A 16,891-nucleotide genomic window follows, 5' to 3' on the forward strand; every position below is an offset into this window, starting at 1 on the left:
TGACTTGACGTACATTTTTCGAGCCATCATACTTTCCAGCTTGCTGTTCCCATTACACCGATTTTTCAGGAAACCACCACTGTGGCCAATATCAAGTCCGCCAAGAAGCGCGCCAAGCAGACCGTCGTGCGCAACGCGCGCAATACGGCTCAGCGTTCGATGCTGCGCACCGCTGTCAAGAAGGTGATCAAGGCTCTGGATGCCAACGATGCCGCCGGCGCCGAGGCAGCCTTTGCCGTCGCCCAGCCGATCCTCGACCGTTTCAGCTCGCGTGGTCTGATCCACAAGAACAAGGCCGCTCGCCACAAGAGCCGCCTGACCGCGCGCATCAAGGCCCTCAAGGCCGCCTGATACGGCGCTGCGACGCCGCGCCACGCGCGGCGTGCAGGAAAAGAACCCGGCCCCGGCCGGGTTTTTTGCGTGCCCTGCCCCACAGAAAAACCCGGCCGAAGCCGGCTTTCCCGAGGAAGCACCGTCAGCGTCAGAGCGCGTTGCGCGCATCCGCTTCGTCTTCCTTCTGGCGGTCGAAGAAGGCCATGATGTTGGTCATGATCGGCCAGGTGCCTTCACGGCCCAGCGCCGAGACCAGGTACCACGGCTGGGTCCAGCCCAGTTCGGCGACGATCTTCTCGGCCGCGGCCTTGGCCTCGTCCTCGAACATCAGGTCGGCCTTGTTCAGCACCAGCCAGCGCGGCTTTTCCAGCAGTTCCGGGTCGTGCTTCTCCAGCTCGCGCTCGATCGCACGGACCTGCTCGATCGGCGAGATCTCCACGCCGCCTTCCATCGGGGAAATGTCCACCAGATGCAGCAGCAGGCGGGTGCGCTGCAGGTGGCGCAGGAACTGCGCGCCCAGGCCGGCACCGTCGGCGGCGCCCTCGATCAGGCCGGGAATGTCGGCGATCACGAAGCTGCGGTAGTTCTCCACGCGCACCACGCCCAGGTTGGGGTAGAGCGTGGTGAACGGGTAATCGGCCACCTTCGGGGTAGCCGCGGACACGGCGCGGATCAGGGTGCTCTTGCCGGCATTGGGGAAGCCCAGCAGGCCCACGTCGGCCAGCAGCTTCAGCTCCAGCTTGAGCAGGCGCTCTTCACCCTCTTCGCCCGGCAGCGACTGGCGCGGCGAGCGGTTGGTGGAGCTCTTGAAGTGCATGTTGCCCAGGCCGCCCTTGCCGCCCTTGGCCACCAGCAGGATGTCGTCGTGCTGGGTGAGGTCGCCGATGACTTCGTCGGTGGCCACGTTCATCACCACGGTGCCGACCGGCACGGTGATGATCAGGTCTTCGCCGCCCTTGCCGTAGGCCTGGCGGCCCATGCCGTTCTCGCCGCGCTGCGCCTTGAAGATGCGCTCGTGGCGGAAGTCGACCAGGGTATTGAGGTTTTCGTCGGCGCGGATGTACACGCTGCCGCCATTGCCGCCGTCGCCGCCGTCCGGGCCGCCCAGCGGAATGAACTTCTCGCGACGGAAACCGACGCAGCCGTTGCCGCCATTGCCGGCGGTAACCTGGATTTCTGCTTCGTCTACAAGTTTCATGGTTCTGGATGCCAACTGGAGGCGGTGGGCAGGGAAAGCGCCCGACCGCAGAGTCTAACGTGAAAAACAAAAGCCCCGCCGAAGCGGGGCTTTCGTCGGCGGCCCCACGCCGGGGCGGGGGCGGCGCCTGCGTATCGCGAAGATCAGGCTTCGGCGACGACGCTGACGGTACGACGCTTCTTCGGGCCCTTCACCGAGAACTCCACCTTGCCGTCGACCAGCGCGAACAGGGTGTGGTCACGGCCGAGGCCGACGCCGGCGCCCGGATGGAACTGGGTGCCGCGCTGACGCACGATGATGTTGCCGGCATCGATGGCCTGGCCACCGAAGATCTTGACGCCGAGGTACTTCGGGTTGGAGTCGCGACCGTTGCGCGAGGAGCCTACGCCCTTTTTATGTGCCATGACTGCTTCTCCTTATTACTTCTTGCCACCGGCGATGCCGGTGATCTCGATTTCGGTGTAGTACTGACGGTGACCCTGGCGCTTCATGTGGTGCTTGCGGCGACGGAACTTGATGATCCGGACCTTGTCGGCACGACCCTGGGACACGACCTTGGCGGTGACCGAGGCGCCGTTCAGCGCGTCGCCCAGCTTGATGCCGTCGCTGTCGCCCAGCAGCAGGATTTCTTCGAACTTGATCTCGTTGCCAACGTCGGCTTCGAGCTTTTCAACGCGGAGCGTTTCGCCCTGCGCCACGCGGTATTGCTTACCGCCGGTTACCAGTACTGCGTACATGACCAGACTTCCTCTGTAGTTATTGTGGTCTATGGACTGCCGCCGTCGAGGGCGGACAGAAGCGGGATTTTAATGACTTCCCCCACCCCGGGTCAACCCACCCCCTTCTCTGACGCCGGTCAGGCTGAACCCTGTTCAGGTTCAGGCCCGGCCGGTCGCACCAGATGAGACACAGGGCTGGCAATGTCGCTGATTGCCCCCAAATCCCAAGCTCGGTAGGCTGACCGATTGCCGTCTCCGCTTGCCCCACTTTCAACGGATCCCCCATGGCGATGGATTTCATCCGCATCCGCGGCGCGCGGACGCACAACCTCAAGAACATCGATCTCGACCTGCCCCGCGACAAGCTGATTGTCATCACCGGCCTGTCCGGCTCGGGCAAGTCGTCGCTGGCGTTCGACACCATCTACGCCGAAGGCCAGCGTCGCTACGTGGAGTCGCTGTCGGCCTATGCCCGCCAGTTCCTGAGCGTGATGGAAAAGCCGGACCTGGACCATATCGAAGGCCTGTCCCCGGCGATCTCGATCGAGCAGAAGTCGACCTCGCACAACCCGCGCTCGACCGTGGGCACGATCACCGAAATCTACGACTACCTGCGCCTGCTCTACGCCCGCGTCGGCAGCCCGCGCTGCCCGGACCACGGCTACCCGCTGGAAGCGCAGACCGTGAGCCAGATGGTCGACCACGTGCTCACCCTGGACCCGGAGCAGCGCTACATGCTGCTGGCCCCGGTGATCCGCGAGCGCAAGGGCGAGCATGCCCAGGTGTTCGACCAGCTGCGCGCGCAGGGGTTCGTGCGCGTGCGGGTGGACGGCGTGCTGCATGAAATCGACGCGGTGCCGCCACTGGCGCTGCGCCAGAAGCACACCATCGAAGCGGTGATCGACCGCTTCCGCCCGCGCGAGGACATCAAGCAGCGCCTGGCCGAAAGCTTCGAAACCGCGCTGAAGCTGGGCGACGGCATGGTTTCGGTGCAGTCGCTGGACGTGGAAGGCGCCGAGCCGGTGCTGTTCTCGTCCAAGTACTCCTGCCCGGTCTGCGACTACTCGCTGCCGGAGCTGGAACCGCGCCTGTTCTCGTTCAATTCGCCGGTGGGCGCCTGCCCGGGCTGCGATGGCCTGGGCATGGCCGAATTCTTCGACCCCTCGCGCGTGGTGGTGCACCCGGAGCTGTCGCTGTCGGCCGGTGCCGTGCGCGGCTGGGACCGCCGCAACGCGTACTACTTCCAGCTGATCGCCTCGCTGGCCAAGCACTACAAGTTCGACGTGGACGCGCCGTGGCAGAGCCTGTCCGAGCCGGTGCGCAAGGCCGTGCTGTACGGCAGCGGCGATGACACCATCACCTTCACCTATTTCACCGAAGCCGGTGGGCGCACCCAGCGCAAGCATCGCTTCGAGGGCATCATTCCGAACCTGGAACGCCGCTACAAGGAAACCGAATCGGCGGCGGTGCGCGAAGAGCTGGCCAAGTACATCAGCGAACGCAACTGCCCCGAGTGCCAGGGCCAGCGCCTGAACCGCGCCGCGCGCAACGTGTTCGTGGCCGACCGTGCGCTGCCGGAACTGGTGGTGCTGCCGATCGATGAAGCGCTGAAGTTCTTCAGCGGCATGACCCTGCCCGGCTGGCGCGGCGAGATCGCCGGCAAGATCGTCAAGGAGATCGGCGAGCGCCTGGGCTTCCTGGTCGACGTGGGCCTGGATTACCTCACCCTGGAGCGCAAGGCCGACACCCTGTCCGGTGGTGAAGCGCAGCGCATCCGCCTGGCCAGCCAGATCGGCGCCGGCCTGGTGGGGGTGATGTACGTGCTCGACGAGCCGTCCATCGGCCTGCACCAGCGCGACAACGAGCGCCTGCTGGGTACCCTCACCCGCCTGCGCGACCTGGGCAACACGGTGATCGTGGTCGAGCATGACGAAGATGCGATCCGCCTGGCCGACTACGTGCTGGACATCGGTCCGGGCGCGGGCGTGCACGGTGGCGAAATCGTCGGCCAGGGCACGCTGCAGGACATCCTGGACGCACCGCGTTCGCTGACCGGCCAGTACCTGTCGGGCAAGCGCGCGATCGAGATCCCGGCGCGCCGGCACAAGCCGAACCCGAAGATGACCCTGCACCTGCGCGGGGCCAGCGGCAACAACCTCAAGGGTGTGGACCTGGACATTCCGTCGGGCCTGCTGACCTGCATCACCGGTGTGTCCGGTTCGGGCAAGTCGACGCTGATCAACGACACCCTGTTCTCGCTGGCCGCCAACGAGATCAACGGCTCCTCGCATCCGATCGCGCCGTACACGTCGGTGGACGGGCTGGACCTGTTCGACAAGGTGGTGGACATCGACCAGTCGCCGATCGGGCGCACCCCGCGCTCGAACCCGGCCACTTACACCGGCCTGTTCACGCCGCTGCGCGAGCTGTACGCGCAGGTGCCCGAAGCACGTGCGCGCGGCTATTCGCCGGGCCGTTTCAGCTTCAACGTGCGCGGCGGCCGCTGCGAAGCGTGCCAGGGCGATGGCCTGATCAAGGTGGAAATGCACTTCCTGCCGGACGTGTACGTGCCCTGCGATGTGTGCCACGGCAAGCGCTACAACCGGGAAACGCTGGAGATCCTGTACAAGGGCTACAACATCAACGACGTGCTGCAGATGACCGTCGAAGATGCGCTGAAGCTGTTCGAGCCGGTGCCGAGCATCGCCCGCAAGCTGGAAACGCTGGTCGACGTGGGCCTGAGCTACATCAAGCTGGGCCAGAGCGCGACCACGCTGTCCGGTGGCGAAGCGCAGCGCGTGAAGCTGTCCAAGGAACTGTCGCGCCGCGACACCGGGCGCACGCTGTACATCCTGGACGAGCCGACCACCGGCCTGCACTTCCACGACATCGAAGCGCTGCTCGGCGTGCTGCACAAGCTGCGCGACGAAGGCAACACGGTGGTGGTGATCGAACACAACCTGGACGTGATCAAGACCGCGGACTGGATCGTGGACCTGGGTCCGGAGGGCGGTCACCGCGGTGGCACCATCCTGGTCACCGGCACGCCGGAAGACGTGGCCGCGCACCCGGCGTCGTACACCGGCCAGTTCCTGGCCAAGATGCTGCCGTCGGTCAGCGCGCGCCCGGAACGCCCGGCGGCGGTGGCCAACAAGCCCGACGCCCGCCCGCCGCGCAAGGCCAAGCCGGAGAAGCCGGCCAAGGTGGCCAAGAAGGCGGTGGCCGCCAAGCGTGCGACCATCCCCAGCAAGACCAGCCCTGCCAAGACCACGAAGGCGAAGAAGAAGTAATGAGCGACGAACACAAGATCATTGCCCGCGTACCGATCAGCGTGCGCTGGCGCGACATGGACAGCATGGGCCACGTCAACAACGCCAAGTACATTTCCTACCTGGAAGAGGCGCGCGTGCGCTGGATGCTGGGCGTGGAAGGCGTGGCGATGACCGACCGGATCGCCCCGGTGGTGGCGGCGACCAACGTCAACTACCGCCTGCCGATCGTGTGGCCCAACGACATCGTGGTGGAGCTGTTCGTCGAACGCCTGGGCAACAGCAGCGTGACCATCGGCCACCGCATCGTGGACCAGAAGAACGACAGCACGCTGTATTCGGACGGCAACGTGGTGGTGGTGTGGATGGATACCCAGACCGGCAAGAGCGCCCCGCTGCCGGACGCGCTGCGCGCGGCCTGCAGCTGAGCGTGTGCCGACCAACGGTCGGCACCTACCAGGGTGTGCCGGCCGACGGTCCGTACCCGTTAAGGCGTGCCGACCAACGGTCGGCACCTACCAGGGCGTACCAACCGACGGTCCGTACCCGCGAAGGCGTGCCGACCAACGGTCGGCACCTACCGGGGTTTGCCGGTCGGTACGGGCTACCCTGCCCGGTAGCGCCCGACCGTTGGTCGGGCGGCGGCGCAACGCGCCGGGCGCCATGATCAGGGCGTCCGCACAACCAACGTGGCGTCGACCTTGCGCCCGTCTTCCAGGCTGAGCCGCACCGGCAACGCCTTGCCCGCTTCCAACGCCACGTCCGGCTGCATCAACATCAGGTGCAGGCCACCGGGCTTGAGCACCGCGCTTGCCCCCGGCGCGATCGGCAACCGCTCCACCGCGCGCATCCTGCTGACGCCATCGACCAGCGTGGTTTCATGCAGGGAAACGTCGCCGAAGGCCTTGCTGCCGGCCGCCACCACCGCCACCGGCGCCCTGCAGCCGTTGTGGATCTCGCCGTAGCCCGCCGCCATCGGCACCCCCGGCGGCGGCAACCGCACCCAGCCTTCGCGCACCGTCACGCATGACGGCTCGGCCGCCCCCAGCGATGCAGCCACGCCCAACCCCAACAGTACGCACACGAATGGTTTGGTTATCATCGCCTCAGTTCCCTGCCCGCAACGAGATCGCAGCATGACGACGCTTATCGAGGTGATCAACCACGGCGACATCCGCGAGCTGCGGCTGGCCCGGCCGCCGGTCAATGCGCTGGACACCGAGCTGTGCCGCCAGCTGATCCACGAAGTGGAACTGGCGATGGCCGAGGACGCGCACGGGGTGATCCTCTCGGGCAGCGAACGCATCTTCACCGGCGGCATGGATGTGCCGCACCTGCTCTCGCACGGCGAGGACAAGCACAAGCTGCTGGACAGCTGGAACGCGTTCTTCGGCGCGGTGCGCACCATCGCGCAGAGCCGCATTCCGGTGGTGGCCGCGCTGACCGGGCACGCCCCGGCCGGTGGCTGCGTGCTGGCGCTGTGCTGCGATTACCGGGTGATGGCGCGCAGCGTGGATCCGGCCAAGCCGTATGGGATCGGGCTGAACGAAGTGCAGGTCGGGCTGGTGGCGCCGGAGGGCATCCAGCGCCTTCTGCGCCGCGTGGTCGGCCCGCACCGGGCCAGCGTGCTGCTGACCACCGGCGCGCTGGTGCCGGCCGAGCAGGCGCTGCAGATCGGGCTGGTGGACGAGCTGGCCGACGGCGACCAGGTGGTGCCGCGGGCGCTGGCCTGGCTGCAGCGTCTGCTGGCGCAGCCGCGCCAGCCGATGCTGCTGACCCGCGCTACTGCCCGGGTGGACCTGCACGAGGCGCTGGACCCGGAGCTGATCCAGCTGCACCGGTTCGTCGAGGCCTGGTTCGCGCCGGATGCGCAGAATGCCCTGCACGCGCTGGCGACGCGGTTGGGGAAGGGGTAAAAGCCCGGCGCCGGGCGCCGCCGCACGACCAACGGTCGTGCGCTACCCCGGTCGAACGACCAACGGTCGTGCGTCACCCCGGTCGAACGACCAACGGTCGTGGTCACCCCGGCCGAACGGCCTACGGTCGTGCGTCACCCCGGTCGAACGACCAACGGTCGTGCGTCACCCCGGCCGAACGACCAACGGTCGTGCGTCACCCCGGCCGAACGGCCTACGGTCGTGCGTCACCCCGGCCGAACGGCCTACGGTCGTGCGTCACCCCGGTCGAACGGCCTACGGTCGTGCGTCACCCCGGCCGAACGGCCTACGGTCGTGCGTCACCCCGGTAGGTGCCGACCGTTGGTCGGCACACCGCCCGGCTATAATCGGCGCCTGCTCCCTATTGGCCCCGTCCCTTGAACGACACGCAAGAACCCGTCGTTTCCGAGCTGATCGACCTGCTCACGCTCGAGCGCCTGGAAGACAACCTGTTCCGCGGCCAGAGCCGCGACATCGGCACCAAGTACGTGTTCGGCGGCCAGGTGCTGGGCCAGGCGCTGTCGGCGGCGCAGGCCACGGTCGACAACGGTCGCCACGTGCACTCGCTGCACGCCTACTTCCTGCGTGCCGGCAATATCGACCACCCCATCGTCTATGACGTGGACCGCACCCGTGACGGCGGCAGCTTCTCGGTGCGCCGGGTCACCGCGATCCAGCACGGCAAGGTGATCTTCTTCTGCGCGGCTTCGTTCCAGCAGGCCGAGAGCGGCGCCGAACACCAGCACAAGATGCCGGAAGTGCCGCAGCCGGAAGACATCGAACCGAACCGCCCGCTGCCGCCGGAGGTGCTCGAACGCCTGCCGATCAAGGTGCAGCGCTGGCTCTCGCGCGGTGGTCCGTTCGAGTTCCGCCACGTGTACCCGCGCGATGAGCTGCACCCGCCCAAGCGCCCGCCCTACCACCAGGTGTGGCTGCGCCTGAACGAGAAGGTTGGTGACGCGCCCGAGCTGCACCAGGCGCTGCTGGCCTATGCTTCGGACTTCCACCTGCTGGGTACCGCGACCTTCCCGCACGGCATCAGCTACTACCAGCCGCACGTGCAGATGGCCTCGCTCGACCATGCGATCTGGTTCCACCGCCCGTTCCGCGCCGACGACTGGCTGCTGTATTCGCTGGACAGCCCCAGCGCGCAGGATTCGCGCGGGCTGGCACGCGGCCAGTTCTTCACCCGTAACGGCATCCTCGTCGCCAGCACCGCGCAGGAAGGGTTGATCCGCGTGGTGGATGACAGTGCCGCGGCCGCCGCCGTACCGGCCAAGGAATAATTCGATATGCGTCAGATCTTCACCAGCCAGCGCGTGGAAACCGTGGAAGGCGTGGCCCAGCTGCTGCGCGATGCCGGTATCGAGGTGCGCATCACCAACGGCCGTTCGTACCACAGCAAGCGCGGCAGCCAGTTCAGTTACCTGGACACCAGCAAGGCCAGCACCCACCCGACCCTGTGGGTGGTGCATGCCAACGACCAGCCGCGCGCCCGCGAAATCCTGCGCGACGCCCGCCTGCTGGAAACCACCCGCCGCGACCATCCGACCGCCGAGTTCGCCTTCCGCGACCAGGTCGACGACGTGGCGCCGCGCCGCAACTGGGCCTGGCGCATCCGCATCGGCCTGCTGCTGGTCATCGCCGCCGTCGCGATGGTCGTGATGATGCGCCACCGCAGCGCCCCCCCGGCTGCGCCGGTACAGACGCAACAGGCACACCCCCAGGCCCCGGCAGCCGAACCGGCACCTGCCCAGGAAGAAGAAGAGGTCCGCGTCCGGATCACACCTCCGACCCAACAACCGTGAGCCGACCCGACGTATCCGGATCTCCCTGCGCACGTAAAAATTCGTAATGCCGACTGTCAGTCGGCAACCGCGCGCCAGCGCGGCCCAAGCGTCCGAAGACCGTAACGCACCACGCCGATGGTGTGGTCGACGTTTACCCCCTGCCGAAGCCACCTGTCAGGCGCTCATGATGCCGGAACGAAGAGCAGCCGACTGACAGTCGGCTCTACCGCGCCCCTCGCGCGACCCCGCCCCGCCAGACGGTCACATTTCCCGCCCCATCCCGTCATGCTGTCACCACCCACCGGGACCGACGCCATGACCACGCTGCTGATCGACACGCTGGACCGTGAACTGCCCGCAGCCGCCAGCGGCTGCCAGCAGTCCTATGGCCGCATCGTACTGGCCTGCCAGAACACGGTGACCGCGATCGCACTGGCGATCACCCGCGACGTACAGGCCAGCGAAGACATCGCGCAGGAAGCCTTCATCAAGGCCTGGCAGCAGCTCAACCAGCTCAACAGCCCGGCCAGCTTCCTGCCCTGGCTGCGTCAGATCACCCGCAACCTGGCCCGCGACTGGCTGCGCGCCAACCGCGGCCGGCCGCTGTCGGGCGAGGCCGCCGAGATCGCGATCAGCATGGCCGCCGATCCCGGCCCGAGCGCGCCGGACTACCTGCAGCGGGTGGAGGAAGAACTGGCTGCCGAAGAGATCATCTCGGCGCTGCCCGAAGACAGCCGCGAGACGCTGCTGCTGTATTACCGCGAAGGCCAGCGCTCGCAGCAGGTGGCCGATCTGCTGGGGCTGAGCGATGCGGCGGTACGCAAGCGCCTGTCACGCGCGCGGGCCAGCGTGCGCGAGGAAATGCTGCGCCGGTTCGGCGAGTTCGCCCGCGGCAGTGCGCCCAGCGCGGCGTTTGCCAGCGCTGTGGTGTCCATGGCCATGATTGCGGCGCCGGGCACGGCTACGGCCGCGATCATCGTCGGCACCAGCGTGGGCAGTGGAAAACTGGGTCTGGGGGGCGCGACGGTGTCCGGCGCCACCGCCTTGGGCTCGCTCACCGCTGCGCTCGGCCAGAGCCCGGCCATGACCGGCGTGTTCACCGGCAGCGCGATCCTCGCCGGGCTGGCCGGCGGTGCGGTCGGCAGCTACCTGGGCGGGCGATTCCTGCTCGGCTACGCGGAAACACCGCTGGAGCGGGCCCAGGTTCGGCGCTGGGTGCACCTGAGCACGGTGACCGCCATGGGCATGAGCGTGGCGGTGCTGGTGCTGAGCCTGCTGCATGCGCCGGTGTGGTCGATCATGGCCGCCCTGCTGCTGGGAATGGCGGCGGTCAACTACCAGTGCGTGGTCACCCTGCAGCGGCTGATGGCCCCCCTGCTCGCGCGACGGGCGGCACGGACGGGGCGCAGCGGACGCGATTGGAAGTTCGAGATGATGTATGGCCGCAGCGCGGTGGTGGGGGTGTCGCTGGGAACGATCGCGCTGCTGGTGTACAGCATGCGGATGGCGGGGTGGGTGTGAGGGGGTGCGAACCGGGTGTGCGGCGGATGCAAAGCGCCGGTCATGGACCGGCGCTTTGGTTGTCGCTGGGTGATGCCGTTGCGTGGTTGCCGGGCAGTGCCCGGCACCACGTCAGCGCGGCTTCTGCGGCATCGGCGGCTTGGCGCCACGCGGGCCACCGAACGGGCCCTTGGCCGCGTCGAACTCGGCCTTGCTGAGCTGGCCGTCCTTGTTGGTGTCGGCGGCGGCGAACCAGGCGTCACGGTGCTGCTTCATGCCCAGCTCGCGGTCGGTCTTGTCCAGGTAACCGTCCTTGTTGATGTCCATCTGGTCGAACCGGGCCGCCAGGCGCGGGTCGGCCTTGGCTTCGTCACGGCTGATCCGACCGTCCTTGTTGGCGTCCAGCTTTTCCAGGCGCTCATGCGCGCCGCCCGGGCCGCGGCCGTGGCGCTTGCCGTGCCAGCGCGGCAGTTCCTCGCGGGACAGCTTGCCGTCCTTGTTGGCGTCCAGGCTGTCGAACTTCCCGGCCAGGCGTGGCGCCTTGGCGGCTTCGGCACGATCAACGAAGCCGTCGCCATTGGTATCCAGCGTCGCGCGGCCCGGCTTGGCGGCCGGGGCCGGGGCATCGGCGGCCGCCGCCAGGCCGGCAGCGCCGGTGGTCATCAGCAGGGCCAGCAGCAGAAGGGGTTTGCGGTTGCGCATGGGTCACTCCGGGTGTCTAGGGGGGAATCTGCGTGTGGTGCCTTGGCACCCACGGGAGAGAAAACGCCCGGGCGGCGCCGGCGTTGACAGCGCGGAAGGCCGCGTTAATCCGGCAGACAGTCGCGGCGCCTGCGACGCCCCGGCGCTATGCTGTGGGCATGGCGATCCACACCGACCGCGACGACGAGCTGCGCCTGTTCCAGACCGGCGACCACCCCTGCGGCTACTGGCCGGAACGCGCTGCGCGCGACCTGGTGCTGGACCCGCACGACCAGCGCCTGGGCACGCTCTACCCGATGGCGCTGAGCTGGGGCTTCCGCCGCTCCGGCGACCTGGTCTATCGCCCGCATTGCGCCAACTGCCACGCCTGCGTGTCGGTGCGCGTACCGGTGGCGCGCTTCGCCCCGGACCGCAGCCAGCGGCGCTGCCTGGCACGCAACGACGACCTGGAAGTCCGCATCGTCGCCGCCGAACAGACCGACGAGCAGTTCGCCCTGTACCACCGCTACCTCACCCACCGCCATGCCCAGGGCGGCATGGACGAGCATGGCCCGCACGAGTTCGACCAGTTCCTGATCGGGCAGTGGTCGCAGGGCCGCTTCCTGGAAATCCGTGGCCCCGCCGTGGAAGGCCATCGCGGCCCGCTGCTGGCAGTGGCGGTCACCGACGTCACCCCCACCGGACTGTCGGCGGTCTATACCTTCTTCGACCCGGACCACGCCCAGCGCGGGCTGGGCACCTTCGCGATCCTGCAGCAGATCGCCTGGGCCCGGCGCGAGCAGCTGCCGCACCTGTACCTGGGGTACTGGATCCGCGACCACCGCAAGATGGACTACAAGCGCCGCTTCCGCCCGCTGGAGGCCTACGACGGCCGCCGCTGGCACGCGTTCGACGACGCGCGCGACGGCATTTGACCCGCCATTGCAACGCGCGCCCGTGCAGAATAGCGGGATGAAAGCCCATCCCCTGATTCTTGCGCTGGCCCTGCTCTGCGGCGCCTGCGCCCATTCCCCGACCCAGACCGCCACCATGCCGGATGCCACCGCCGCGCCGCTGCGGATCGCCACCTACAACACCTCGCTGTACAGCGACGAGACCGGCGGGCTGATCGCCGAACTCGAAGGCGACAGCGCCCACGCACGCAAGATCGCCGCGGTGCTGCAGCAGGTCCGCCCGGACCTGGTGCTGCTCAACGAATTCGACTTCGACGACGCCCACCGCGCCGCCGACCTGTTCCAGCAGCGCTACCTGGAAGTCGCCCAGCCCGGCGGCGGGGAACCACTGCATTTCGCCTACCGCTACCTGGCCCCGGTCAACACCGGCGTGCAGAGCGGGCTGGACCTGGACAACAACGGCCAGGTCGGCGGCGACGGCCGCAACCGCGGCAACGATGCCTGGGGCTACGGCCTGCACCCGGGCCAGTACGGCATGCTGGTGCTGTCGCGGTACCCGATCGACGAGGCCAAGGTGCGCAGCTTCCAGCTGTTGAAGTGGAGCACCCTGCCCGGCGCCCTGCGCCCGATCGACCCGCGCACCGGCACATCCTTCTACAACGACCACGTCTGGTCGCAGCTGCGGCTGTCGTCCAAGTCGCATTGGGACGTGCCGGTCACCACGCCCAATGGCGTGGTCCATGCGCTGGTGTCGCACCCCACTCCGCCGGTGTTCGACGGTCCGGAAAAACGCAACGCCGCGCGCAACCATGACGAACTGCGGCTGTGGCAGGAGTACCTGTCGGCCGGCGACAAGCCCTGGCTGTGCGATGACCGTGGCCAGTGCGGCGGTCTCGCCCAGGACGCCCGCTTCGTCATCCTCGGTGACCTCAACAACGACCCGGTGGACGGCGACGGCCGCCACGAGGCGATTGTGGAACTGATCGAAAACCCGCGCGTGCTGCGTTACCCGACCCCGCGCAGCGTGGGTGCCGAACAGACCAGCCTGGCCTATGCCGAAAAGGGCATCGTGCGGAAGGGTGCGCCGTTCCACGCCACCGGCGATTTCGGCCCGAAGTCCGGCACGATGCGGCTGGATTACGTGCTGCCGTCGACCGGGTTCGCGTACGTCGGCAGCGGTGTGTTCTGGCCGGCCAACGAAAGCCCTGAAGCGAAGATCGCCGACGGCAGCGACCACCACCTGGTGTGGGTGGACGTGCGGTAAGAGCGTATCGACCAACGGTCGATACCTACCGTGGGTTGCGCACGACGCCAACGCCTTACGCGCAACCGTGAGTTGCGCACGACGCCAACGCCTTGTGCGCAACCGTGGGTTGCGCACGGCGCCAACGCGTTACGCGCGCAACTCGATCGTGATCGCTTCCGCCGCCTCGCGCGCGATCTTCCGCGCCTCGTCGATGGACTCAGCCCGCGCCAGCGTCACCCCAACCCGGCGGTGCCCATGCACGCTCGGCTTGCCGAACAGGCGCAGCGCCGTGTCCGGATGCGCCAGGGCCGCCTCGACGTTGCTGAAGACCGGTACGCCCTCGCCGTGCGCCAGCATCGCGCACGACGCGGACGGGCCGCTCTGGCGGATCAGCGGAATCGGCAGGCCCAGGATGGCGCGCGCATGCAGCGCGAACTCGCTCAGTTCCTGCGACGCCAGCGTCACCAGCCCGGTGTCGTGCGGGCGCGGCGAGACCTCGCTGAACCATACCTCGTCGCCCTTCACGAACAGCTCCACCCCGAACAGGCCCCAGCCACCCAGGTCATCGGTGATCGCCTGCGAAATCTGCTCGGCCCGCGCCAGCGCCGCCGGCGACATCGGCTGCGGCTGCCAGCTTTCGCGGTAGTCGCCGTCCTTCTGCCAATGCCCGATCGGCGCGCAGAACGAGGTGCCCCCGGCATGGCGCACGGTCAGCAGGGTGATCTCGTAATCGAAGTCGATGAACCCTTCCACGATGCAGCGACCGGCACCGGCACGGCCGCCGGTCTGCGCGTACTCCCAGGCCGGCGCGATGTCCGCCTCCCCGCGCAGCGTGCTCTGGCCCTTGCCGGACGAGGACATCACCGGCTTGACCACGCACGGCAGCCCGATCGCCGCCACCGCCGCGCGGTACTCCGCCTCGGTGTCCACGAACCGGTACGGCGAGGTCGGCAGCCCCAGCGTTTCCGCCGCCAGGCGGCGGATCCCTTCGCGGTCCATGGTCAACCGCGCCGCGCGTGCCGTCGGCACTACCCGCTGCCCGGTTTCCTGTTCCAGCTGGACCAGGGTTTCGGTATGGATCGCCTCGATCTCCGGCACGATCAGGTGCGGCTTTTCCTCCGCGATCAACGCGCGCAGCGCCATCGCATCCAGCATGTCGATCACGTGCGATCGGTGCGCCACCTGCATCGCCGGCGCGTTCGGGTAGCGGTCGGCCGCGATCACTTCCACCCCCAGCCGCTGGAGTTCGATGGCCACCTCCTTGCCCAGTTCTCCCGAGCCCAGCAGCAGGACACGGGTGGCGGAAGAAGACAGCGGGGTGCCAAGGGTGATCATCGTGGAGTTCCGGACGACAGAGCGGGAGGGGAATTGTAGAGCTACGCCCTGCGTGGCTGCGCGCCAACAGGTGCAGGCGTGACGTGGCCGCCGGTTCCAGCAGCGACGCGGCCCGGCCGGCCAGCCCGGGCGGCACTTGCAAACCTGATATCAAATTGATATCACTATAGGAAACCGACCCGCAAAGGATGCCCAGCCATGAAAGAAAAGCCCGTCCCCTCCCTCTCCGGCATCCCCTTCCTGCTGGCCGTACTGGCCCTGCTGGTGGTCTCGGCGTGGCTGTTCTTCTCCGGCGTCGAGCGCGGCAACGTCAACCTGCTGCTGATCGTCGGCGGCGTGCTGCTCGGCCTGGTCGCCCTGTTCAGCCTGACCGGCCTGTATACCGTGCAGCCCAACCAGGCCGCCGTCCTGAGCCTGTTCGGCAAGTACGTCGGCACCGTGAAGGACAACGGCCTGCGCTGGAACAACCCCTTCTTCAGCAAGAAGAAGGTCAGCCAGCGCGTGCGCAACTTCGAAAGCGGCAAGCTCAAGGTCAACGAACTGGACGGCAGCCCGATCGAGATCGCCGCGGTCATCGTCTGGCAGGTGGTGGACGCCTCCGAGGCGGTCTACAACGTGGACGACTACGAAAGCTTCGTGCACATCCAGTCCGAGTCGGCGCTGCGTGCGATGGCCACCAGCTACCCCTACGACCAGCACGAGGACGGCCAGCTGTCGCTGCGCAGCCACGCCGCCGAGATTTCCCAGCACCTCAAGGACGAACTGGCCGAACGCCTGGCCGACGCGGGCGTGCAGGTGCTCGACGCCCGCATCAGCCACCTGGCCTACGCCCCGGAAATCGCCCAGGCCATGCTGCAGCGCCAGCAGGCCAATGCGGTGATCGCCGCACGCACGCGGATCGTGGCCGGCGCGGTGGGCATGGTGGAAATGGCCCTGGCCGAACTGCAGAAGAACGGCGTGGTGCAGCTGGATGAAGAGCGCAAGGCGCACATGGTGAGCAACCTGCTGACCGTGCTGTGTTCGGACCGCGGCACCCAGCCGATCGTCAACGCCGGTTCGTTGTACTGAGCATGAGCGAAAAGAAAGCCTATCCGCTGCGCATCAATGCCGACGTACTCGCGGCGGCGCAGCGCTGGGCCGATGACGAGCTGCGCAGCCTGAACGCGCAGATCGAGTACGTGCTGCGCGACGCACTGCGCAAGGCTGGACGCCTTCCCAAACCCGCACCTGATCCGGAGAGCAAGGAATGAGCAGACGCTGGAGCTATCTCACCGTGGAAGTGAAGCCCTCATGGACCGGCCTGAAGCCGGAAGACCTGCAGGCCGAACTCAACCGCCAGGGCCAACTCGGCTGGGAGCTGGTGAACGTGATGCAGGGCACGCCAATGGGCGTGGCCTTGCTGTTCTTCAAGAAGGAGATCTGAGATGCCTGCCCGCAGTGCGGCCGTGCCCGCCACTGCATTCGCGGTCGCGCCCGCGCCGCTGTGGCGACTGCTCTGGTTGTGGCTGCCACTGCTCGGCGTGGCCGTGCTGCTGGTCACCACCCACCTGCAGGAACAACGCACGCCGATGGACATGGCCATCACCGTCCCGTTCCTGCTGGTGCTGGGCGGCGTGCTCAGCTGGGCGTTCTTCCGCCGCCGCATCGTGCTGGAAAACGGCGAACTGGTGGTGACCTCCACCTTCTACCGTCGCCGCACGACGGTGTCGTCGCTGCAGCTGGAGCAGGCGCGCATCGTCGACCTGGCCGAGCACAGCCAGTTCAAGCCGGGCATGAAGATCAACGGGTTCGGCATGCCCGGGTTCCAGTCCGGCCACTACCGACTGGGCAAGCGCAAGGCGTTCTGCCTGGTGACCGACCCCAGCCGGGTGCTGTACCTGCCGACGCGCGACGACCGCGTGCTGCTGCTCAGCCCCGATCACCCGCGTGCGCTGCTGGATGCACTGAACGCGCAGGCGACGCGCTAAGC

At 67.7% G+C, this 16,891-nt stretch carries 19 protein-coding genes; 13 read left to right on the forward strand and 6 right to left on the reverse strand.

Annotated elements, in window-relative coordinates; all coding sequences use genetic code 11:
- The first annotated feature begins 81 nt into the window (after positions 1 to 81).
- Positions 82 to 351 (forward strand): 30S ribosomal protein S20, encoded by a 270-nt coding sequence (gene rpsT / locus ACIGII_RS13935; RefSeq protein ID WP_017354922.1) that lies wholly within the window; start codon positions 82 to 84, stop codon positions 349 to 351.
- 130 nt (positions 352 to 481) lie between these two features.
- On the opposite strand, the gene cgtA is transcribed toward rpsT, so the two are convergent.
- From cgtA to rplU, 3 genes are all read right to left on the reverse strand, one after another.
- Positions 482 to 1,531 carry an Obg family GTPase CgtA gene (cgtA, locus tag ACIGII_RS13940; RefSeq protein ID WP_399638954.1) on the reverse strand — a complete coding sequence of 350 codons (1,050 nt, stop codon included), beginning with the start codon at positions 1,529 to 1,531 and terminating at the stop codon, positions 482 to 484.
- Between the two features lie 143 nt (positions 1,532 to 1,674).
- Entirely contained in the window at positions 1,675 to 1,935 is a 261-nt protein-coding gene (gene rpmA / locus ACIGII_RS13945) for a 50S ribosomal protein L27 (protein WP_070209175.1), read from the reverse strand.
- 15 nt (positions 1,936 to 1,950) lie between these two features.
- A complete protein-coding gene (gene rplU, locus ACIGII_RS13950; protein WP_399638955.1) occupies positions 1,951 to 2,268 on the reverse strand; it encodes a 50S ribosomal protein L21 in 318 nt (105 codons plus the stop codon).
- A gap of 266 nt (positions 2,269 to 2,534) precedes the next feature.
- On the opposite strand from rplU, the gene uvrA reads away from it, so the two are divergent.
- Both uvrA and ACIGII_RS13960 read left to right on the forward strand, forming a co-directional pair.
- Positions 2,535 to 5,540, forward strand: coding sequence for an excinuclease ABC subunit UvrA (uvrA, locus tag ACIGII_RS13955; RefSeq protein WP_399638957.1), 3,006 nt, complete (start codon positions 2,535 to 2,537; stop codon positions 5,538 to 5,540).
- Positions 5,540 to 5,947 (forward strand): acyl-CoA thioesterase, encoded by a 408-nt coding sequence (locus ACIGII_RS13960; RefSeq protein ID WP_399638959.1) that lies wholly within the window; start codon positions 5,540 to 5,542, stop codon positions 5,945 to 5,947. Before uvrA ends, ACIGII_RS13960 begins: the two co-directional genes overlap by 1 nt.
- A 239-nt stretch (positions 5,948 to 6,186) precedes the next feature.
- Here the strand turns inward: ACIGII_RS13960 and ACIGII_RS13965 are convergent, their stop codons facing one another.
- Positions 6,187 to 6,621, reverse strand: a complete 435-nt coding sequence (locus ACIGII_RS13965) for a copper chaperone PCu(A)C (RefSeq protein ID WP_399638961.1) — start codon at positions 6,619 to 6,621, stop codon at positions 6,187 to 6,189.
- 34 nt (positions 6,622 to 6,655) lie between these two features.
- Between ACIGII_RS13965 and ACIGII_RS13970 the strand changes: the two genes are divergently transcribed.
- From ACIGII_RS13970 to ACIGII_RS13985, 4 genes are all read left to right on the forward strand, one after another.
- On the forward strand, positions 6,656 to 7,435 hold the full coding sequence (locus tag ACIGII_RS13970; protein ID WP_399638963.1) for an enoyl-CoA hydratase/isomerase family protein: 780 nt from the start codon (positions 6,656 to 6,658) through the stop codon (positions 7,433 to 7,435).
- Between the two features lie 398 nt (positions 7,436 to 7,833).
- The gene (gene tesB / locus ACIGII_RS13975) at positions 7,834 to 8,742 is read left to right on the forward strand and encodes an acyl-CoA thioesterase II (RefSeq protein ID WP_399638965.1); all 909 of its coding nucleotides are present in this window, start codon (positions 7,834 to 7,836) and stop codon (positions 8,740 to 8,742) included.
- A 6-nt stretch (positions 8,743 to 8,748) separates the two neighbouring features.
- Positions 8,749 to 9,264 carry a putative signal transducing protein gene (locus tag ACIGII_RS13980; RefSeq protein WP_399638967.1) on the forward strand — a complete coding sequence of 172 codons (516 nt, stop codon included), beginning with the start codon at positions 8,749 to 8,751 and terminating at the stop codon, positions 9,262 to 9,264.
- A gap of 297 nt (positions 9,265 to 9,561) precedes the next feature.
- Positions 9,562 to 10,767, forward strand: a complete 1,206-nt coding sequence (locus tag ACIGII_RS13985; protein ID WP_399638969.1) for an RNA polymerase sigma factor — start codon at positions 9,562 to 9,564, stop codon at positions 10,765 to 10,767.
- A gap of 111 nt (positions 10,768 to 10,878) precedes the next feature.
- Here the strand turns inward: ACIGII_RS13985 and ACIGII_RS13990 are convergent, their stop codons facing one another.
- Positions 10,879 to 11,448, reverse strand: coding sequence for an EF-hand domain-containing protein (locus ACIGII_RS13990; RefSeq protein ID WP_399638970.1), 570 nt, complete (start codon positions 11,446 to 11,448; stop codon positions 10,879 to 10,881).
- 158 nt (positions 11,449 to 11,606) lie between these two features.
- On the opposite strand from ACIGII_RS13990, the gene ACIGII_RS13995 reads away from it, so the two are divergent.
- Positions 11,607 to 12,362, forward strand: coding sequence for an arginyltransferase (locus ACIGII_RS13995; RefSeq protein WP_399657547.1), 756 nt, complete (start codon positions 11,607 to 11,609; stop codon positions 12,360 to 12,362).
- Positions 12,363 to 12,399: 37 nt separating this feature from the next.
- Complete coding sequence (locus ACIGII_RS14000) at positions 12,400 to 13,605, forward strand: endonuclease/exonuclease/phosphatase family protein (protein ID WP_399638973.1); 1,206 nt, start codon at positions 12,400 to 12,402, stop codon at positions 13,603 to 13,605.
- A gap of 129 nt (positions 13,606 to 13,734) precedes the next feature.
- Here the strand turns inward: ACIGII_RS14000 and purT are convergent, their stop codons facing one another.
- Positions 13,735 to 14,922 carry a formate-dependent phosphoribosylglycinamide formyltransferase gene (purT, locus tag ACIGII_RS14005; RefSeq protein ID WP_399638974.1) on the reverse strand — a complete coding sequence of 396 codons (1,188 nt, stop codon included), beginning with the start codon at positions 14,920 to 14,922 and terminating at the stop codon, positions 13,735 to 13,737.
- Between the two features lie 198 nt (positions 14,923 to 15,120).
- Between purT and ACIGII_RS14010 the strand changes: the two genes are divergently transcribed.
- Genes ACIGII_RS14010 through ACIGII_RS14025 form a run of 4 tightly spaced genes read left to right on the forward strand, consistent with a single transcriptional unit; the run spans position 15,121 to position 16,889 of the window.
- Entirely contained in the window at positions 15,121 to 15,990 is an 870-nt protein-coding gene (locus ACIGII_RS14010; protein WP_399638976.1) for an SPFH domain-containing protein, read from the forward strand.
- Positions 15,991 to 15,992: 2 nt separating this feature from the next.
- Positions 15,993 to 16,172, forward strand: coding sequence for an Arc family DNA binding domain-containing protein (locus tag ACIGII_RS14015; protein WP_070206839.1), 180 nt, complete (start codon positions 15,993 to 15,995; stop codon positions 16,170 to 16,172).
- Positions 16,169 to 16,345, forward strand: a complete 177-nt coding sequence (locus tag ACIGII_RS14020; protein WP_399638977.1) for a DUF4177 domain-containing protein — start codon at positions 16,169 to 16,171, stop codon at positions 16,343 to 16,345. The genes ACIGII_RS14015 and ACIGII_RS14020 overlap by 4 nt, the downstream gene beginning before the upstream one ends.
- Position 16,346: 1 nt before the next feature.
- Positions 16,347 to 16,889, forward strand: a complete 543-nt coding sequence (locus tag ACIGII_RS14025; RefSeq protein WP_399638979.1) for a PH domain-containing protein — start codon at positions 16,347 to 16,349, stop codon at positions 16,887 to 16,889.
- Positions 16,890 to 16,891 lie beyond the last annotated feature (2 nt).

Origin of the sequence: Stenotrophomonas sp. NPDC077420, from assembly GCF_044543385.1 — a bacterium.
In the GTDB taxonomy this organism is placed as follows: Bacteria; Pseudomonadota; Gammaproteobacteria; order Xanthomonadales; family Xanthomonadaceae; genus Stenotrophomonas.

Bases quoted from the DNA above. Each gene is read 5' to 3' on its own strand.
- cgtA (WP_399638954.1), bottom strand. From the start codon at position 1,531: ATGAAACTTGTAGACGAAGCAGAAATCCAGGTTACCGCCGGCAATGGC.
- rpmA (WP_070209175.1), bottom strand. From the start codon at position 1,935: ATGGCACATAAAAAGGGCGTAGGCTCCTCGCGCAACGGTCGCGACTCC.
- rplU (WP_399638955.1), bottom strand. From the start codon at position 2,268: ATGTACGCAGTACTGGTAACCGGCGGTAAGCAATACCGCGTGGCGCAG.
- uvrA (WP_399638957.1), top strand. From the start codon at position 2,535: ATGGCGATGGATTTCATCCGCATCCGCGGCGCGCGGACGCACAACCTC.
- ACIGII_RS13960 (WP_399638959.1), top strand. From the start codon at position 5,540: ATGAGCGACGAACACAAGATCATTGCCCGCGTACCGATCAGCGTGCGC.
- ACIGII_RS13965 (WP_399638961.1), bottom strand. From the start codon at position 6,621: ATGATAACCAAACCATTCGTGTGCGTACTGTTGGGGTTGGGCGTGGCT.
- ACIGII_RS13970 (WP_399638963.1), top strand. From the start codon at position 6,656: ATGACGACGCTTATCGAGGTGATCAACCACGGCGACATCCGCGAGCTG.
- ACIGII_RS13980 (WP_399638967.1), top strand. From the start codon at position 8,749: ATGCGTCAGATCTTCACCAGCCAGCGCGTGGAAACCGTGGAAGGCGTG.
- ACIGII_RS13985 (WP_399638969.1), top strand. From the start codon at position 9,562: ATGACCACGCTGCTGATCGACACGCTGGACCGTGAACTGCCCGCAGCC.
- ACIGII_RS13990 (WP_399638970.1), bottom strand. From the start codon at position 11,448: ATGCGCAACCGCAAACCCCTTCTGCTGCTGGCCCTGCTGATGACCACC.
- ACIGII_RS13995 (WP_399657547.1), top strand. From the start codon at position 11,607: ATGGCGATCCACACCGACCGCGACGACGAGCTGCGCCTGTTCCAGACC.
- ACIGII_RS14000 (WP_399638973.1), top strand. From the start codon at position 12,400: ATGAAAGCCCATCCCCTGATTCTTGCGCTGGCCCTGCTCTGCGGCGCC.
- purT (WP_399638974.1), bottom strand. From the start codon at position 14,922: ATGATCACCCTTGGCACCCCGCTGTCTTCTTCCGCCACCCGTGTCCTG.
- ACIGII_RS14010 (WP_399638976.1), top strand. From the start codon at position 15,121: ATGAAAGAAAAGCCCGTCCCCTCCCTCTCCGGCATCCCCTTCCTGCTG.
- ACIGII_RS14015 (WP_070206839.1), top strand. From the start codon at position 15,993: ATGAGCGAAAAGAAAGCCTATCCGCTGCGCATCAATGCCGACGTACTC.
- ACIGII_RS14020 (WP_399638977.1), top strand. From the start codon at position 16,169: ATGAGCAGACGCTGGAGCTATCTCACCGTGGAAGTGAAGCCCTCATGG.
- ACIGII_RS14025 (WP_399638979.1), top strand. From the start codon at position 16,347: ATGCCTGCCCGCAGTGCGGCCGTGCCCGCCACTGCATTCGCGGTCGCG.